Origin of the sequence: Ruegeria sp. SCP10 (assembly GCF_040329495.1) — a bacterium.
In the GTDB taxonomy this organism is placed as follows: domain Bacteria; phylum Pseudomonadota; class Alphaproteobacteria; order Rhodobacterales; family Rhodobacteraceae; genus Ruegeria.
This window is the reverse complement of sequence record NZ_JBDZYF010000001.1, coordinates 832393-849419: the sequence shown is the minus strand read 5'-3', so window position 1 is coordinate 849419 and position 17027 is coordinate 832393. Positions and strand designations below refer to the sequence as shown.

17 protein-coding genes are annotated in these 17027 nt (G+C 57.2%); 11 read left to right on the top strand and 6 right to left on the bottom strand.

The annotated features are described in order from the left end of the window. The first annotated feature begins 1 nt into the window (after position 1). Positions 2–1906, top strand: coding sequence for an ATP-grasp fold amidoligase family protein (locus ABLN87_RS04305; protein ID WP_353007847.1), 1905 nt, complete (start codon positions 2–4; stop codon positions 1904–1906). A gap of 11 nt (positions 1907–1917) precedes the next feature. Here the strand turns inward: ABLN87_RS04305 and ABLN87_RS04300 are convergent, their stop codons facing one another. Continuing rightward, positions 1918–2223, bottom strand: coding sequence for a DUF6476 family protein (locus ABLN87_RS04300; protein ID WP_353007846.1), 306 nt, complete (start codon positions 2221–2223; stop codon positions 1918–1920). Here ABLN87_RS04300 and ABLN87_RS04295 point away from each other — a divergent pair. The 4 genes from ABLN87_RS04295 to ABLN87_RS04280 all read left to right on the top strand — a co-directional run bounded on the left by ABLN87_RS04295 (position 2222) and on the right by ABLN87_RS04280 (position 5741). Next, positions 2222–3256, top strand: coding sequence for an RluA family pseudouridine synthase (locus ABLN87_RS04295; RefSeq protein WP_353007845.1), 1035 nt, complete (start codon positions 2222–2224; stop codon positions 3254–3256). The genes ABLN87_RS04300 and ABLN87_RS04295 overlap by 2 nt on opposite strands. Positions 3257–3402: 146 nt before the next feature. Then, positions 3403–4299 (top strand): RNA polymerase sigma factor RpoH, encoded by an 897-nt coding sequence (gene rpoH, locus ABLN87_RS04290; protein ID WP_353007844.1) that lies wholly within the window; start codon positions 3403–3405, stop codon positions 4297–4299. Between the two features lie 141 nt (positions 4300–4440). Continuing rightward, positions 4441–5415, top strand: a complete 975-nt coding sequence (locus tag ABLN87_RS04285) for a Gfo/Idh/MocA family protein (protein WP_353007843.1) — start codon at positions 4441–4443, stop codon at positions 5413–5415. 56 nt (positions 5416–5471) lie between these two features. Then, entirely contained in the window at positions 5472–5741 is a 270-nt protein-coding gene (locus ABLN87_RS04280; RefSeq protein ID WP_353007842.1) for a DksA/TraR family C4-type zinc finger protein, read from the top strand. Positions 5742–5843: 102 nt separating this feature from the next. Here the strand turns inward: ABLN87_RS04280 and ABLN87_RS04275 are convergent, their stop codons facing one another. The 4 genes from ABLN87_RS04275 to ABLN87_RS04260 all read right to left on the bottom strand — a co-directional run bounded on the left by ABLN87_RS04275 (position 5844) and on the right by ABLN87_RS04260 (position 9758). After that, a complete protein-coding gene (locus ABLN87_RS04275) occupies positions 5844–6467 on the bottom strand; it encodes a hypothetical protein (RefSeq protein ID WP_353007841.1) in 624 nt (207 codons plus the stop codon). A 129-nt stretch (positions 6468–6596) separates the two neighbouring features. After that, the gene (locus ABLN87_RS04270; protein WP_353007840.1) at positions 6597–8417 is read right to left on the bottom strand and encodes a M3 family oligoendopeptidase; all 1821 of its coding nucleotides are present in this window, start codon (positions 8415–8417) and stop codon (positions 6597–6599) included. A 103-nt stretch (positions 8418–8520) separates the two neighbouring features. After that, positions 8521–9468, bottom strand: coding sequence for an alpha/beta hydrolase (locus tag ABLN87_RS04265; protein WP_353007838.1), 948 nt, complete (start codon positions 9466–9468; stop codon positions 8521–8523). Further along, positions 9468–9758, bottom strand: a complete 291-nt coding sequence (locus ABLN87_RS04260) for an SCP2 sterol-binding domain-containing protein (protein ID WP_353007837.1) — start codon at positions 9756–9758, stop codon at positions 9468–9470. The genes ABLN87_RS04265 and ABLN87_RS04260 overlap by 1 nt, the downstream gene beginning before the upstream one ends. Before the next feature lie 69 nt (positions 9759–9827). On the opposite strand from ABLN87_RS04260, the gene ABLN87_RS04255 reads away from it, so the two are divergent. From ABLN87_RS04255 to ABLN87_RS04235, 5 genes are all read left to right on the top strand, one after another. Further along, a complete protein-coding gene (locus tag ABLN87_RS04255) occupies positions 9828–10397 on the top strand; it encodes a tetratricopeptide repeat protein (protein WP_417750375.1) in 570 nt (189 codons plus the stop codon). Between the two features lie 22 nt (positions 10398–10419). Then, on the top strand, positions 10420–13230 hold the full coding sequence (locus ABLN87_RS04250; RefSeq protein ID WP_353007835.1) for a helicase-related protein: 2811 nt from the start codon (positions 10420–10422) through the stop codon (positions 13228–13230). Positions 13231–13236: 6 nt separating this feature from the next. Continuing rightward, entirely contained in the window at positions 13237–13602 is a 366-nt protein-coding gene (locus ABLN87_RS04245; RefSeq protein WP_353007834.1) for an RNA-binding S4 domain-containing protein, read from the top strand. Between the two features lie 65 nt (positions 13603–13667). After that, positions 13668–14006, top strand: a complete 339-nt coding sequence (gene fdxA / locus ABLN87_RS04240) for a ferredoxin FdxA (RefSeq protein ID WP_353007833.1) — start codon at positions 13668–13670, stop codon at positions 14004–14006. Between the two features lie 283 nt (positions 14007–14289). Then, complete coding sequence (locus tag ABLN87_RS04235) at positions 14290–14805, top strand: CarD family transcriptional regulator (protein ID WP_170532727.1); 516 nt, start codon at positions 14290–14292, stop codon at positions 14803–14805. A gap of 349 nt (positions 14806–15154) precedes the next feature. Here the strand turns inward: ABLN87_RS04235 and cobS are convergent, their stop codons facing one another. After that, entirely contained in the window at positions 15155–15919 is a 765-nt protein-coding gene (gene cobS, locus ABLN87_RS04230) for an adenosylcobinamide-GDP ribazoletransferase (protein WP_353007832.1), read from the bottom strand. Between the two features lie 78 nt (positions 15920–15997). On the opposite strand from cobS, the gene cobT reads away from it, so the two are divergent. Beyond that, positions 15998–17008, top strand: coding sequence for a nicotinate-nucleotide--dimethylbenzimidazole phosphoribosyltransferase (cobT, locus tag ABLN87_RS04225; protein ID WP_353007830.1), 1011 nt, complete (start codon positions 15998–16000; stop codon positions 17006–17008). Positions 17009–17027: the final 19 nt, after the last annotated feature.

Here is a 17027-nt window from a genome sequence, read left to right as displayed (position 1 = left end):
AATGGTTGTCGACCCCAAGCTCCCGACGATTGGAATGCTCTGGTTAGAAGGCTCGCTGAGCTTTCTTGAGCAGATGTGTCTGCTGTCTTTCGTTGCGAATGGACACAAAGTAGTTCTGTTCCACTATGGCGAGGTCGAAAACGTCCCTGAAGGCATTGAACTGGTATCGGCGAATGAGATTCACGAGCCCAAACAGTTCATCATGAGCAATACGTTCAATACACCGGTGCCTCAGTCTGATATCTTCAGACTTCAGTTGATGAAGAAAACCGATTTCCTCTGGTGCGATACGGATGTGATCGCATTGGCACCGATACCAAAAGCGGATCACATCTTTGGTTTTTTCAACAAAACCACAATTTGCAACGCTGTGATGCGTTTGCCGTCAGACAGTCCTGCTTTGAAAGCCTACACCGAATACAGTTTGGATTCATTTCCCATCCGGCCTTGGGTTGAAGGCGAGGAGAGACAGCGGCTTGAAAAGATGAAACAGGCTGGGGAACTGCCACACGCATCGGATCAAGATCACAGCGTTTACGGGCCTGACGTCATGACCTGGTTTCTCAGGCATCACGGAGAGATAGAGCACGCCAGCCCGCCACCGGTCTTTTACCCTTTGCCGTTTCGTCAGACGGGGCAAGCAAATGACATTTCTGTCCGAGAATTTCGCAACACCTACATCAAAGATGAAACACTGGCCGTGCATCTTTGGGGGCGCCGCATGCGGTGGTGGATTGCCAAAGGCATAAAGCGGCATTCTTTCTTGGATCGGCGCCTGCGTGGATTGGGTATTCGGCCCGCTGATGCGCCTTTACCAATTAAGGGCAGGGGCGCTCCTAAGGCTATTCAGTTCCCAGATATGCTTCCTGATCTGCGCGTGACCGACGAACAAATTAGTGCGGCAACTGAAGGAAAGATGCCCGTTGCACTTTTGTCGGACCGCCGAGACTACCTAAGGTTTGCTCAACGCGAGTTGGACAGAATAAAAGATCAAGGTCTCTACCAAGTGCACGAAAAACCGCGCCCTGGCCATCTGCGCGGTTGGGATCACTACAATAGCGACCCCGCGCGACTGAATGCTTTGATGCTGTCGCTGTTTCGGTTTGCCAAAAATCATCGCTACTTGCCTGACCTGTCAGCGCCTGCCACGTTGACTGAGAAGCTGTTGGTTATGAAGCTTTTTGCCGAGTTTCCTGTTGTCAGTGCGGCTGACAAGCTGACCGTAGAGGAGTTTGTGCCTGATGAGGCAAGAGCTTTGCTGACGCCGGTTCAGAGATATTGGGTCTCATCTGATCCGATCCTGTCCGAACTTGACCTTAGTGCGGGAAGTTATTGGCTTAAGTGCAATAATGCTCAGGGAAAAAATCTTCGACTAACATGGCCTCTAACCGGAGAGGTATTGCGCCACGCGAACCGGAACCTTGAAATTTGGAGCAAGAGCCCGGTTCCGCATGGCTACTGGGCGGCCGAATGGTGGTATTCAACCATCGACACGCGGTATTTTATAGAAGAAGACCTCGCCGCTGAAGGTGAAGATATCATCGACTGGAAATTCTGGGTTGTCGCCGGGCGGGTTCAGCTGGTTCAGGTGGACCGGGACCGTTCACGCGGGCATGTGCAGATGATCCACGACCGGGATTTCAGCTTTATTCCCAAAGAGCTGTACTTCAAGACCAGCGAAGATACCGAGCCGAAGCCAGAACGGTATGACGACATGGTGCGGATCGCCGAAGCGATTGGCCAGCGGGTCGAGTTCGCACGGGTCGATCTTTATGCGATTGGCGACAAGATTTACCTTGGTGAAATCACGCTCTGTCCGTTTGGCGGGAAACGCCAGATGCGCACGCCAGAGCTGGACACTCAGTTGGGCGATGCGTGGACGGGCACGCGACTGTTCCCGAACTAAACAACACTGGTTTAGTCTAGGGATATCTCTTGCCGCAGGTTGCCGGTCGTCTTGTCGAAGATCAGAATGCGGTTGTCGTCGGTCACCACGGCATACCAGTTGCTGCCAATCGTCACCGCCTGTGCGCGTGCCCCATCGGGCAACTCGACCTGATCGGGCAGGGTGGGCGTGCGGTCCGATAGGCGGATGACAATCAGTGCGAATGTCACTAGAACCCCGCCAATCATCACCGCGGTCAGTAGCATGACCATGCGCCGCAGCAATCTCAATTGCGGCGTCTCTTGCGGTTGGTCTTGGGGGTCGGAAGGAACAGTCATGGGCACCCGCCAGATAGAGTTTCAAATCGCGGCCGATCCGCCGCCTCGTCTTGATAAGGCGCTTTCGCGGGATGTGCCAGCCGATGAGAACCTGTCGCGCACGCGTCTGGCGCGACTGATCGAAGAAGGTGCTGTGTCAATTGACGGTACCGTCATCCTCGATCCGAAATACAAAGTGCCCGAGGGGGCTGCGGTGACCATCAGGGTCGCCGAAGCCGAAGACAGCCATATCGGCCCCGAGGATATTCCGCTGGAGGTTGTCTTTGAAGACCCCGACCTGATCGTGATCAACAAACCGGCGGGCATGGTGGTTCACCCGGCACCGGGTTCACCCAATGGCACGCTGGTGAATGCGCTGCTGCATCATTGCGGCGACGATCTTTCAGGTGTTGGTGGCGTCAAGCGCCCTGGTATCGTTCACAGAATAGATAAAGAAACCAGCGGCTTGCTGGTCGTAGCTAAATCAGATTCCGCGCATCACGGGTTGGCCGCCCAATTCGAGGCGCATAGTGTCGAACGCTATTACCGCGCCATCTGCTACGGGGTGCCCGATGCCAACGATCCGCGTTTGCGTGGGGTGAAGGGTGTTAGTTTCGAACCGGGCAACATCATGCGTCTGACCACGCAACTTGCGCGGCACAGGACGGATCGACAAAGGCAGGCCGTGCTGTTCCATGGCGGGCGTCATGCCGTCACCCGTGCACGAGTCGTCGAAAGCTTTGGCAACGCGGCGGGGCTGGCGTTGATCGAATGCTGGCTGGAAACCGGGCGCACGCATCAGATCAGGGTGCATATGGCACATGCCGGGCACGGGCTGGTTGGCGACCCGGTCTATGGCGGCAAGCGCAAACTTGCGGCGAAAGCCTTCAGTGCCAAGACTGCCGAGGCCGTGCGCGCCTTTCCAAGACAAGCGCTCCATGCAGCTGTTTTGGGCTTTGAACATCCGGTAACCGGCGAAAACCTGCGGTTTGAGGCCGAGTTGCCAGAAGATATGCAAACCCTGATCGACACTCTGCGCGCTCCACTGACATAATCCGCAAACTGTTGTGAGTAAGGCTTTCTTATCTTTCCTTTACCAAAGCTTAATTCCAAACTGTTAACGGTACCTCTTGAAAGGGGTGGGTTCCTTACCTATCTCCTATGTTAAAGAAGTAAACATTTGTCGGAGGGACATCATATATGGCAAATTACGCAAATCTCCCCGCACCGACGCCCGAGGGCGGCCTGAACCGCTATATGCAGGAAATCCGCAAATTTCCCCTGCTGGAGCCGGAAGAAGAATACATGCTCGCCAAGCGTTGGGTGGAAGAGCAAGATACTGAAGCCGCACATAAAATGGTCACGTCGCATCTGCGTCTGGCGGCCAAGATCGCTATGGGTTATCGCGGCTATGGTCTGCCGCAGGCCGAAGTGATTTCCGAAGCAAATGTGGGCCTGATGCAGGCCGTGAAAAAGTTCGATCCCGAAAAAGGATTCCGGCTGGCGACCTATGCGATGTGGTGGATTCGCGCTTCGATCCAGGAATACGTTCTGCGGTCATGGTCTATGGTCAAACTGGGCACCACCTCGGCGCAGAAAAAGCTGTTCTTTAATCTGCGCAAGGCCAAGGCACGTATCGGTGCGCTTGAGGAAGGAGACCTGCGGCCGGAAAACGTCAAACAGATCGCCGAAGATCTGGGCGTTACCGAAGAAGAAGTGATCAGCATGAACCGCCGCATGTCCGGCGGCGATGCCTCGCTGAACGCGACGGTCGGCTCCGAAGGCGAAGGCACCATGCAGTGGCAGGACTGGCTTGAGGACGAAGATGCGGACCAAGCAGGCGACTATGAGGCCCGAGATGAGTTGCACGCACGGCGAGAGCTGCTGGCAGCTGCGCTGGAGGTGCTGAATGATCGCGAAAAAGACATCCTGACACAGCGCCGTCTGATGGATCAGGCCGTCACGCTGGAAGAATTGAGCACGCAGTACAATGTCAGCCGCGAACGCATTCGCCAGATCGAAGTGCGGGCTTTTGAGAAGCTGCAGAAAAAGATGCGCGAACTGGCCCGCGAAAAGGGCATGCTCAGTACGAACTAAAAGTACATTGAATGTAGATCGAGCCGGCTCTATCCCGTTGAGCCGGTTTTCTTTTGGCTGATCGGATGGAAAGCGGCATGACAACACTGTCATCTCCCGCTACATAGAAATCCGCAATGGTTGCGCTAACGGAAGGGGAAAATGCAGAAACCGGTTCGATGGGGCGTTCTTGGCGCCTCGAAATTCGCGCAACAGTATCTGGCTCCTGCGATCCACGCAGCGGACGGCGCACAGCTTTATGGGCTTGCGACCTCGAACCCGGCGAAGGCCGACCCGTTTCAGGCGTTCTGCCCTGACCTGAATACCTATGATAGCTACGATGCAATCCTGGCGGACCCTCAGATTGATGCGGTCTACATCCCTTTGCCAAATCACATGCATGTGGAATGGAGCTTGAAGGCACTGGACGCAGGCAAGCATGTTCTGTGTGAAAAACCGATGACCATGCGCGCCGCAGAGTTCGACGCCTTGATCGACAAACGCGACCAGACCGGTCTGTTGGCGGCTGAGGCTTACATGATCGTTCATCATCCGCAGTGGCAGTTGGTGCGTAAGCTGATAGCCGATGGAGCCATCGGCAAACTGGTGCATGTGACCGGCGCGTTCAGCTTTGACAACCGCGCGGATACTGGAAACATCCGCAACAAGGCGGAAACGGGCGGCGGCGGCCTGCGGGACATTGGCGTCTATGTGATTGGCTCGGCGCGTTTTGCAACGGGGCAGGAACCCGACAGCGTTCAATCCGCCATCCGCTGGCAAAACGACATCGACATCTTCACTGAAATCCGCGCGCAGTTCCCAGACTTCACGTATTCAGCCTATGTCTCGATCCGGATGCACCCGCATCAGGAGATGGTGTTTCACGGCGAAGGCGGCGTGATCCGCCTGACCGCCCCGTTCAACGCGCGGGTCTTTGGCGAGGCGCGGGTGGAACTGCACCGCCCCGGGTTAGAGATGCGCGTCACGCGCTTTCCGGGCGATGATCACTACAAGCTGCAGATCGAAGCGTTTTGCCGGTCTGTGCGCGATGGTGCCGACTACCCATGCCCGCTGGAATTCTCTCGCGGGACGCAACGGATGATTGATCAGGTGTTTGAAGGGGCGGTGGCCCTGTAACTTGCCTTACCGGCCGGCTTGGTTATCCTGACCGCCTTGGATAAGGGAGAGTACCCATGGCAGGCGGCTGGGCACGCGACGGCGCGGTAAGCGAACAGATCGAGGCGTCTATATCGGACGAGCTGGCCCGGATGCAGGCGCAAAAGCGACCCGTGGGGGAAAGCTTGACTCATTGCGCGGAATGCGAGGAACCGATCCCCGAGAAACGCCGCGCTGCCTTGCCTGGTGTGAAATTGTGCTTGGATTGCCAGAAAGAACGGGATGGGGCATTCAAGGCGCGGGCGGGCATCAATCGACGTGGGTCGAAGGACAGTCAGTTGAGGTGAGGTAAGGTTGGCTAGTTTGTGCCCTTAGATACCAATTTAGAGCACTTAGGTCGCCAACTAGTCGGCAAGATATCAGGGTTGATGGTATGCTGTTACTGCTCTTCACTCATTCACCCAATCCAATGGCAAGTTTTTTATCAGTCGGTTGTGAAAGTCCTTTCGAACATCAAGCATCTCCGGGCTTGTCGTCCACATTTCACCGAATACATGGGTCCCAACATCTGCAGTTCGACTACCATCTCTTATTCGAGTTATGGTAGACCATAGCGGACCATTTTCTAGAATAGTGAGAAATTCATAACGGAAGAACTCGCGGGTCTCGACTGTGCCAGATTCAGTTGAAAGCAGTCTAACTCGGTCGGTTGGAACTTTGTATCCTGAAGATAAGTCCTTGACAAAACCTCGTGCAATTTCAATTGGGTTGTTCTCTTTTTTTCCCCAAGTTCGCCCGGCAAAGACACCCGCATCCGCAAATGAATGTCCTCTTAGGTCAACGTCTATTGGCGCGAGTTCTGCTCTTTCAGAGAACTGATTTGCTTGCTCAATACAAACGTAGACGTGAGGCATATTTCCGCATTCAACGTCACTCTCTTCAACGACACCCCAGCGACCATCGAAGAGCAGTGAAATAGTTATTCCCTCTTTTTCGAATGAACCCACGACAGATTGCGCCGAAGTTGATGAAGCAGAAAAAACCATCAAGAACACAAGGACTAACTTGTACATTGCGGGTTCTCACCATCTCGTTGCCGGCTGTGAAATAGTATGTTGATACAGAACATACCGCCGGAACTGTGTTAAACTTTGACCGCTTTGTCCGCCAAGCGCACAAAGCTAGTCTTGGTTTGATCTGTCTTACCCCTCTATCGCCTCCAACTCATCAATGAAGCCGGAAATCATCGACAGACCCTTGTCCCAGAATTTCGGGTCGCTGGCATCCAGCCCAAACGGGGCGAGCAGGTCCTTGTGGTGCTTGGAACCTCCGGCACGCAGCATGTCGAAATACTTATCTTCAAACCCCTCGGCACCGCTTTCGTAAACCGAATACAGCGCGTTCACGAGGCCGTCGCCGAACGCGTAGGCGTAGACGTAGAAGGGTGAGTGGACAAAATGGGGGATATAAACCCAGAAGGTCTCGTACCCGTCCATGAATTCGAATGCGGGGCCAAGGCTTTCGGCCTGAACGCTCATCCACAGGGCGTTGATGTCATCTGGGGTCAACTCACCTTCGCGGCGTGCGGCGTGCAATTTGCATTCGAAGTCGTAAAACGCGATCTGGCGGACCACCGTGTTGATCATATCTTCGACCTTGCCGGCCAGCAGAACCTTGCGCTGTTCCGGAGTCTCCGCCTGATCCAGCATTTTGCGGAAGGTCAGCATTTCGCCGAAGACCGAAGCAGTTTCGGCCAGTGTCAGTGGGGTCGAGGACAGCATTTCACCCTGATCAGCAGCCAGCACCTGGTGCACACCATGGCCCAGCTCGTGCGCCAGGGTCATCACGTCGCGCGGTTTGCCAAGATAGTTGAGCATCACGTATGGGTGCACGTCAGTCACGGTCGGATGTGCAAAGGCGCCGGGCGCCTTACCCGGTTTAACCGCTGCATCAATCCAGCCTTTCGAAAAGAAGGGTGAGGCGATCTCTCCCATGCGCGGATCAAAGGCGTTGTAGGCGTCCATCACCGTCTTTTCGGCCTCATCCCAGCCGACGATACGTGTGTCTTCCATTGGCAAGGGTGCGTTGCGGTCCCATACTTGCATGACGTCCAGACCCAGCCACTTGCGTTTCAGTTCATAGTACCGATGGCTCAGCTTGGGGTAGGCGGCCACAACCGCTTCGCGCAGGGCCTCGACCACTTCGGGTTCCACATCGTTCGACAGATGCCGCCCGGTCTGCGCGGTTGGCATGTTGCGCCAGCGGTCGACGACTTCCTTTTCCTTGGCTTGCGTGTTGTGGACGCGAGCGAAGGTTTTGACATTGTCCTGAAACACGGCTGCCAATTCACGCGCGGCGGCTTCGCGTTTGCTGCGGTCCTGCTCGGTCAGCAGGTTCAGGGTGCCTTCGATGTTAAGCTCTTCGCCGTCAACGTCAAAGGTCAGACCCGCGATGGTCTCGTCGAATAGGCGTTCCCAGGCATCGCCAACAACGCCTAGATCGTGCAGGAATTTTTCCAATTCGTCAGAGAGTTGATAAGGCTTCATCGCACGGATGCGACGGAAGACGGGCTCGTACCGCGCCAGATCAGCATTGGCCGCGAAATGCGCTTTGAGCACATCATCGTCGATGCGATTGAGTTCCAGCGTGAAAAACACCAGCGGCGTGGTAAAGATGGTGATCTTTTCCTGCATGTCCGACAGGAATTTCGCGCGATCCGCATCGGTGGTCAGCTGATAATAGCGCAAGCCAGCAAAGGACATGATCCGTCCGGCAATTCCATTGATCTTCTCGTTGCGCAATACGCAGGTCAGCAGGCCATCGGCATCCAGATCGGCCAACTTGCCTTCGTAGTCTGACGCGAAAGAGGCGCATTCGCCGTCCAGCCAGTCTAGATCATGTGCCAGTTCGGGTGCGTCTTCTGAGGCATAAAGATCGCTCAGATCCCATTCCGGCAGGTTGCCCAGGTTGTCGGTACCACCGACAGCGTTTGCATCACGGACGGGAAAGGGAAGGTTGCGCATAGATCACCTTTTGAAACTGCTTTGGCAAACATCTAGGGCTGCCGCGCCGGGATCACAAGCGGACAGTTGGCGCATTGGGGCTCAACTCGGCCCAAGTTGCGCTCTACGATTGGTGTGACAGAAAATGAGCCGCCAGCTGATCCAGCACCGGGCCACGCACATCAGGCGCTTCCATCAGCACTTCGTGTTCACCATCGGGGATCTCAACCAGCGTGCCGTTCGGCCAGTTTGCCATCCGGGCGCGGATCGCCTTGCGGTCCACGATTTGTTCGTGGCTGCCCAGGAAGGTCAGGCAAGGTGTATCAGGGGCAGGCTGATCCATCAGCCAGGCGCATTCTGATAGCGCCTCGCGCAGCCACCGGTTGGACGGGGCGCCAAGTGACAGATCGGGATGTCCAGTCAACTGATCCTGCATCATCTTGAACATCGCCGGATCGCGGGTCAGCATATTGTCTTTGAAAGGCTGCGACAGCACATAGCTTTCCAGTGAGGTTGTCGGCGGTGTCCGTTCGCCCAGGCCAAGTGCAGTGCCCCAATAAGCCGTCAAACGGCTGAGCGGCTTCATGACAGGGGTGAAGAAAATGCCCCACATCGGGCCGGTGAAGGCGCACGCGGCAAAGCATCCCTGCTCGACAACCGCGCGAAACCCGATGGCCCCACCCATCGAATGCCCGATCACATACCAGGGTTTCGGCAGGTCAAGTTGTGTGGCCAGATCAATGACGGCCCGCACGTCATGCTGATAGTCCGGGAAACGGTCGACATGGCCAATGCGAGGGTTGTCCAGCAACCGATCTGCCAAGCCCTGACCGCGCCAGTCTACGGCCAGCATTGCAAACCCGCGTTGGGCAAATTCTGCGGCTGTGCTGCCGTATTTTTCAATATATTCGGTGCGGCCCGGAAACATAAACACCGTGCCGCTTGCATCACCCTGAGGCCGCCAATGGGCCATGCGAATGCGGGGCCCGTCCGTGGTCTGCAACCAATGAGCCGCACCACCGGCAGGACCGCCGGCCACATCTTCGAAAAAGGGGGCCGGCGACAGTTCCATCAGGCCAGCACCGAAGCGAGCTTCATCGCAACGCCCATGTCGCCATCAACGCTCAGCTTGCCAGACATGAACGCGCCCGTGGGGTTCAATTCGCCGCTGAGAATCTCCTGAAACGTATCGGCATCGGCGCTTAGGGTGACGTCTGCTTCGTCATCACTGATCCGCGCACCGTTCGAATCCAGAATGATTGCGCCCAGATCGGCAATCGCGAATTTGGCCGAGGCGTCGAATTCGCCACCCGCCAGTTTTTCATTCAGCGCTGATACGGCTGCTTCCAAAGTGTCGCTCATCGTGCTCCTCATTTTGTTTGTGCGCCGTGAATGGACATCCCCGGTCGCAACGCTACACTGAGCATTGTTATGGGCATTGCAACAAACAATCTCAAAGGTACCGTTGCGGCAATCGCGCTGCTAGTCATGATTTCCGGAACTTGCGCCGCGCAAGAGGCTGATTCTCGGGATGAGACTCAGTTGTTACAGCAACTGGCGCAATCAACGCCGCAGCAGGCAATTGGTTTGGATCGTCAGCTTCAGGCGCTTTGGTCGCAATCCGGCTCTGCCTCGGCGGACTTGCTGTTAGAGCGCGGGCGAGAGGCATTGGATGATGGGGATGTCGAAACCGCCATAGAGCATCTGACTGCCCTTACCGATCACGCCCCTGATTTCGCCGAGGGCTGGCATGTGCGAGCGTCGGCCTTTTTTGGACAGGAACGGTTCGGCATGGCCGCAGCCGATTTGGAATATGCGCTGACCCTGAACCCCAATAACTACGATGCTATCTATGGTCTGGGCCTGATCTTTGAGGTTGTGGGCAAGCCCGAGCGTGCATTCGATGCTTATCAGCGTGCATTGGCTATACATCCCCATCATGAAGAAGTAACCAATGCGGTGAATCGACTAAAGCCTCAGGTCGAAGGCTCAGCTCTCTGAGACACTGGGGCAGGGGGCACAGGTGAGCGGGTCATCCCGAGTAGTGGCCGTACTTGGCCCGACGAATACAGGCAAAACCCATTACGCAATCGAACGCATGCTGGGGCATCGAACGGGTGTCATCGGCCTGCCGCTACGTCTGCTCGCACGCGAGGTCTATGACAAGATCGTCGCAATTCGCGGCCCGTCTGTTGTGGCTCTGGTCACGGGTGAAGAACGGATTGTGCCGCCCCGCACCCAATATTGGGTCTGTACGGTCGAAGCGATGCCCGAGGGGATGGGGGCTGATTTTGTTGCCATCGATGAAATCCAGCTTTGCGCTGATCCGGAACGCGGTCACGTTTTTACAGATCGGTTGCTGCGATCCCGTGGAACCCATGAGACCCTCTTTCTGGGCTCGGACACTATGCGCGGCCCGATCGCTGCGCTGGTTCCCGAGGCTCAGTTTGTTAGGCGCGAGCGGATGTCTCAGTTGGTCTATACCGGCTCGAAGAAAATCAGTCGGATGCCCGCACGCAGCGCCATCGTCGGCTTCTCGGTCAACAATGTCTATGCCATTGCCGAACTGCTGCGTCGCCAGAAGGGTGGCGCGGCCGTGGTCATGGGGGCGCTTAGCCCGCGCACGCGCAATGCACAGGTCGACCTCTATCAGAATGGTGAGGTCGATTATCTGGTCGCGACCGATGCCATCGGGATGGGGCTGAACCTGGATGTGAACCATGTGGCGTTCTCGTCCCTGTCCAAATTCGATGGCCGCCGGATGCGCCCGCTCGCGCCGAATGAGCTGGCGCAGATCGCAGGCCGGGCCGGGCGCGGCATGTCAGATGGAACGTTCGGCGTGACGGGTGAGGCCGCGCCGCTGGATGAAGGCGTGGCGCAGGCGATCATGGACAGCCGGTTTACGCCGATGAAAAAGCTAAATTGGCGAAATGCCGCCCTGCGTTTTGGCACGATTGAGGCGCTGATCGACGCGCTTGAGGTCAGTCCGCAGGGCGAAAACCTGGTTAAGGCGCGCCCGGCTGATGACCTGAATGCCCTAAAGTCCCTGTCACAAGTGACCGAGGTTGTGGCGCGTGCTAGCGATGGGCCATCGGTCCGTTTGCTATGGGATGTGTGCCGTATTCCCGATTTTCGGGGGATCAGCCACGCCGAACATGCAGGTTTGCTCGAAGTGATCTTTGGCCACCTGCATGAACGCGGGTCTATCCCCGATGATTTCATGGCCCGGCAGGTGCGACGTATCGACCGGACAGATGGCGATATCGATGCTCTTTCCAAAAGGTTGGCGTATATTCGCACCTGGACCTATGTTGCGCAACGAAACGGCTGGGTGCGTGACGAATCGCATTGGCGGGACGAAACGCGCACTGTAGAAGACAGGCTGTCAGACGCTCTTCACGAACGTTTGACTCAAAGATTTGTGGACCGGCGCACATCCGTGTTGCTGCGCCGGCTCAAACAGAAGGAGGCCCTTTTGGCCGAAGTAAATGACAAGGGTGAAGTGACCGTCGAAGGCGAATTCGTTGGTCGTTTGGAAGGGTTCCGGTTTTCTCCGGACAAGGCTGCGCAGGGGGCTGAGGCGAAAGCGCTCAAATCGGCGTCTCTGCAAGCCCTCGCGCCGCAATTCCATCTGCGTGCCGATCGCTTCTACAATGCACCCGATACCGAAATTGATTTCACTGATCAGGGCGGCCTGATGTGGGGCGAATACGCTGTCGGCAAACTGGTTGCCGGGGCTGAGCCTCTCAAGCCGATGGTCGAGGTTTTTGTGGATGAAGCCGCAGGGCCAGACGTCGAACAGAAGGTGCAGCGCCGTCTGCAGCACTTTATCGACCGCAAAGTGGCCGCACTGTTCGAGCCACTGCTGAACCTGTCGCGGGACGAGGAACTGTCCGGTCTGGCCAAAGGCTTTGCTTTCCGCATGGTTGAGGCGCTGGGTGTGTTGCCCCGCGCGCGGGTCGCGCAAGAGGTCAAGGATCTGGATCAGGATGCCCGCGGCGCGCTGCGCAAGCACGGCATTCGTTTTGGTCAGTTCACCATCTTCATGCCGTTGCTGCTGAAACCCGCACCCACGCGCCTGCGCCTGGTACTTTGGGCGCTGTCCAGTGGCCTGCAGGAATTCCCCGAGGCACCGCCTCCGGGTCTGGTCACCGTACCGGTCGCCAAGGATGCACCGCAGGGCTATGACACTATGTGTGGCTACCGTGATGCGGGCGATCGATCGATCCGGATCGACATGCTGGAACGTCTCGCCGACATGCTTCGTGCTGAGGACAGCCGGGGCGGCTTTGAAGCCAAGCCAGACATGCTCTCGATCACCGGCATGACGTTGGATCAATTCGCGGACCTGATGCAGGGTCTGGGTTACAAAGCCGAACGCGGTGAGCGAGAAAAGGTCAAAGCTGCACCGGCAGAGGCGCCGACCACTGAAGCGGCAGAACAAGCCGCCGCCGAAGAGACCCCAGCAACCGAAGGCGCGCCGGAAGTGGTCACCGCACCCGCCGAGGCGCCAGCCGAGGCCACCGAAAGCACCGAGGCAGCAGCCGAGGCTCCGACAGCACAACCCGCAAGTGATGAACCTGAGGTCGAGGTGTTCTACACTTTCACCTGGGGTCGCCAGCGCCAGCAAAACCGCGGCCCGCGCCGCGAGCAGGGGCAGGGCAAAGGCAAGCCGCGTGGCAAACCTCAGGACGGTCGCAAGCCGCAAGGCAGAAAGGGTGGCAAGCCGCAGGGCGCAAAGTCCTTCTCGTCCCGGCCTCCGAAGAAGGAAAAGGCAATCGACCCCGATAACCCGTTTGCAGCAGCGCTGATGGGTTTGAAGGGCGGCAACTGATCCGTCATGGATCAGGCCAAGCTGCGGATCGACAAATGGCTCTGGCAGGCCCGGTTCTTCAAGACCCGCAGCCTGGCAGCCAAACAGGTCAGCGGCGGCCATGTGCGATTGAACGGAAACCGGGTTCTGAAACCTGCTCAGGCGGTGGGACCCGGCGATGTTCTGACCTTCCCGCAGGCGCGCACTGTTCGGGTCGTCAAGGTTGAGGCGCTGGGTGATAGGCGTGGTCCAGCCTCAGAGGCACAAACGCTGTATTCGGATTTGACCCCGAAACAGGAGGTGCGGCCCACGAATCCCGGTTTCGAGGGAAAAGGTCGTCCAACCAAGAAAGATCGGCGAGCGATTGATCTTTCTCGCAGGCTCGATGACTGATCTGACCTTGAAGATAAGGCCAGTCTGAATTAGCTAATCGCCAAAGATCATACGGGAACTCAGCAATGACTTATGTCGTCACCGAAAACTGCATCGCCTGCAAATACACCGACTGTGTCGAAGTGTGTCCGGTGGACTGTTTTTACGAAGGTGAGAATGCGTTGGTCATTCATCCCGACGAATGCATCGATTGTGGCGTTTGCGAACCCGAATGCCCCGCCGATGCGATCCGCCCAGACACCGAGCCGGGAATGGAAACATGGGTCGAATTTAACCGTAAGTTCTCTGAAATTTGGCCCGTGATCGTGACCAAGAAGGATCCTCTGCCCGAAGCAGAGGAGCGGGATGGCGAAGAAGGTAAGATGGAGAAATACTTCTCCGAAGCGCCCGGCGAGGGCGGATAAGCGATTCGCCGCTTGACCTGGGGCAATGTTCTTCAATGCAGCGTGTTAATTCTCTGAAATCAGGTCGAATATTGCGATTTTACCTAAGGTAAACTTTCGGGTGTCGCATTTTTGTGATATACTCTGTCCTTACATGATGACTGAGATCGGGATGCACTCCGTAAGTATGCTCGCTTTGGAGTTCTGAATTTATGACAAATATGCCGCCTGTCGGGGCTGAAACAGTCCCCGCTCGTGGTGTTTTGTCGTCTGCGTACCGGTCCAAAACCAAGGAATACACTGAATGACAAAGTCGAAAAAGCTTGAGTTCCGCCCCAACGACTATGTTGTCTACCCCGCCCATGGCGTGGGCCAGATCATCTCGATCGAGGAACAGGAAGTCGCGGGCTATTCGCTTGAGCTGTTTGTCATCTCATTCGAGAAAGACAAGATGACCCTGCGGGTGCCGACCAACAAGGTCACCGAATCCGGGTTGCGTTCGCTCAGCTCGCCGGATGTGATCAGCCAGGCGATGAAGACGCTGAAAGGCAAGGCCAAGGTAAAACGCGCCATGTGGTCGCGCCGGGCGCAGGAATATGAACAAAAGATCAACTCGGGCGATCTGATCTCGATCGCCGAAGTGGTTCGTGACCTGCACCGCACAGACGATCAGCGCGAGCAGAGCTATTCCGAGCGTCAGCTCTACGAAGCCGCACTGGAGCGCCTGACCCGTGAGGTTGCGGCTGTATCGGGTGCGGGTGAGCTGTCGGCGGCCAAGCAGGTGGATGAGGTTCTGACCTCGCGCGCTGCCGCTGCCTGAATGCACTTACGCTAAATTCTCAAAGCCGCTCTGACGTCAGGGCGGCTTTTTCTATCTAGGTTGGGCTTTGCCCGAAGGCCCATTGGCTGAGGAACCGGCCGTGATCAGGATGACAATAGGATGCGCTTTGCTTGCCCTGTCCGGTCTGTTCTGGGCAGCCTACTATTCCAGATATTTTAAATGGCGTGATTGCTTCAACGAACTGGGCCGGTGCTACGACCCCGCAACCGGTCAGGTGCTTTTGCAGCAAGCGGGATTGGTGTGGGGATCAGCAGCGGTACTTACCCTTGTCCCTGCGCTCTACCTGTTGATTGGGCATGTTCGCCAAAGGCGCAGGCGGGTCTGATGTTTACAGCTGAGCACTGATTGCGACCAAGAATGTAATCTCGGCCAATTGCTGAGATGCCCCAAGAATGTCGCCGGTCTGGCCGCCGATCTTCTTCTTGGCCAAAAGGCAAAGGCCAAAAACAATGACCGCAGCGCAAATCGCAGGCAACAAAAACTGCGTTCCAGCCAGCAGCAGGCCGATCACGATTGCCAGACCTAACGACAGGGTGACGGTCATCGCATTTGGTGTGCCGACCGAATGGCTCAGGCCCGATTGCCGTGCATTGGGTAAGGCTGCCATCAGAAGCGGCATCATGGCGCGGGACAGCACGCAGGTCGCAAGGATCGCCCAAAACGCACCGGCGGACAAAAGCGTGGCAATCGCCGAGATGCGGATCAGTTGCGTGCTGATCAGGGCCAAAACGCCATATGTCCCGATATGGCTGTCCTTCATGATTTCCAGCCGGCGTTCTGCTGTGAATCCGCCCCAAAGACCGTCAAAAGTGTCGGCCAAACCGTCTTCATGCATTGCGCCGGTCGCTATGATCAAGGCCCCAACGACCAGAACAGCGGAAACGAATGGGGACACGGACAGCGCCAGCAAGACCCAGCCCACCGCACAGGCCAGCCCGCCGACGACAACTCCGACCACTGGAAAAGCCCAAACCGCGCGCGCCTGCCGGGCAAAGACATGGTCCGGCAGACGGGGCAAGGGCAGGCGCGTCAGCAGGACCAGCGCCAGCGGGATATCCCACGCAGAAACTGGATTGGTGTCGTTTTTGTGCACCTTCGCGCCTTTCAGGGTCTTGTTGGTCTCTCAGCTTCGGTTAAACACGCAGGACCACTCTGATGCAATGAGGCTTTGATGCTGCCCGAACTGAATGATTTGAACACGTTCCGCGATGCGTTGATCAACGCGCCTGGTCCGGACACAGCGGCCGCAGACGGCGCCGCCGCGCGCAATGGCCAGCTGACCAAACCTCCGGGTGCGTTGGGACGGCTTGAGGATCTGGCGATCTGGTACGCGTCCTGGCGTGGCGATGCGCGTCCTCAGATCGAACAGCCTCAGGTCATTGTGTTTGCAGGCAATCATGGGGTCACGGCGCAGGGCGTGTCGGCCTTTCCGCCTGAAGTGACCGTGCAGATGGTCATGAATTTCGAAACTGGCGGGGCTGCGATCAATCAACTGGCCAAGGCGGCCGGGGCGAAGATGGACGTTCATGCGCTGGAGTTGGACCGCCCGACAGCGGATTTCACCCAAGGACCGGCGATGATCGAAACCGAACTTCTGGGTGCGCTTCAAACCGGTTGGAACGCGGTCGACGCTCAGGCTGACCTGCTGGTGGTCGGAGAGATGGGGATCGGAAACACCACCCCCGCTGCAGCCATCGCCTGCGCATTGTTCGGCGGAGAGGCTGCCGATTGGACCGGGCGCGGCACCGGTGTTGACGATGCTGGCATTGCCAACAAAACCCGCGTTGTATCCGAAGGCGTTGCGCGCCATGCCACCGACGATGGGCTGGAGGTCCTGCGCTGTTTAGGCGGGCGCGAGATTGCGGCGATGGCAGGAGCCATTGCCGCCGCCCGCGTGCTGCGCATTCCGGTCATTCTGGACGGGTTTATCTGCACCTCCGCAGCTGCCTGTCTGGCGCGTGTGTCTTCGACGGCGTTGGACCATGCGGTCGCAGGCCATCAAAGTGCCGAGGGCGCGCATGGGGCGATGCTTTCGAAATTGGGCAAAGAGCCGTTGCTGAACCTTGGCCTGCGACTGGGCGAGGGGTCTGGCGGGGCGTTGGCCATCAACATCCTCAAAAGCGCTGTGGCCTGTCATTCTGGCATGGCCACCTTTGCCGAGGCGGGCGTGGCAGACGGATGACCTGATCGCCTGTTCGGGC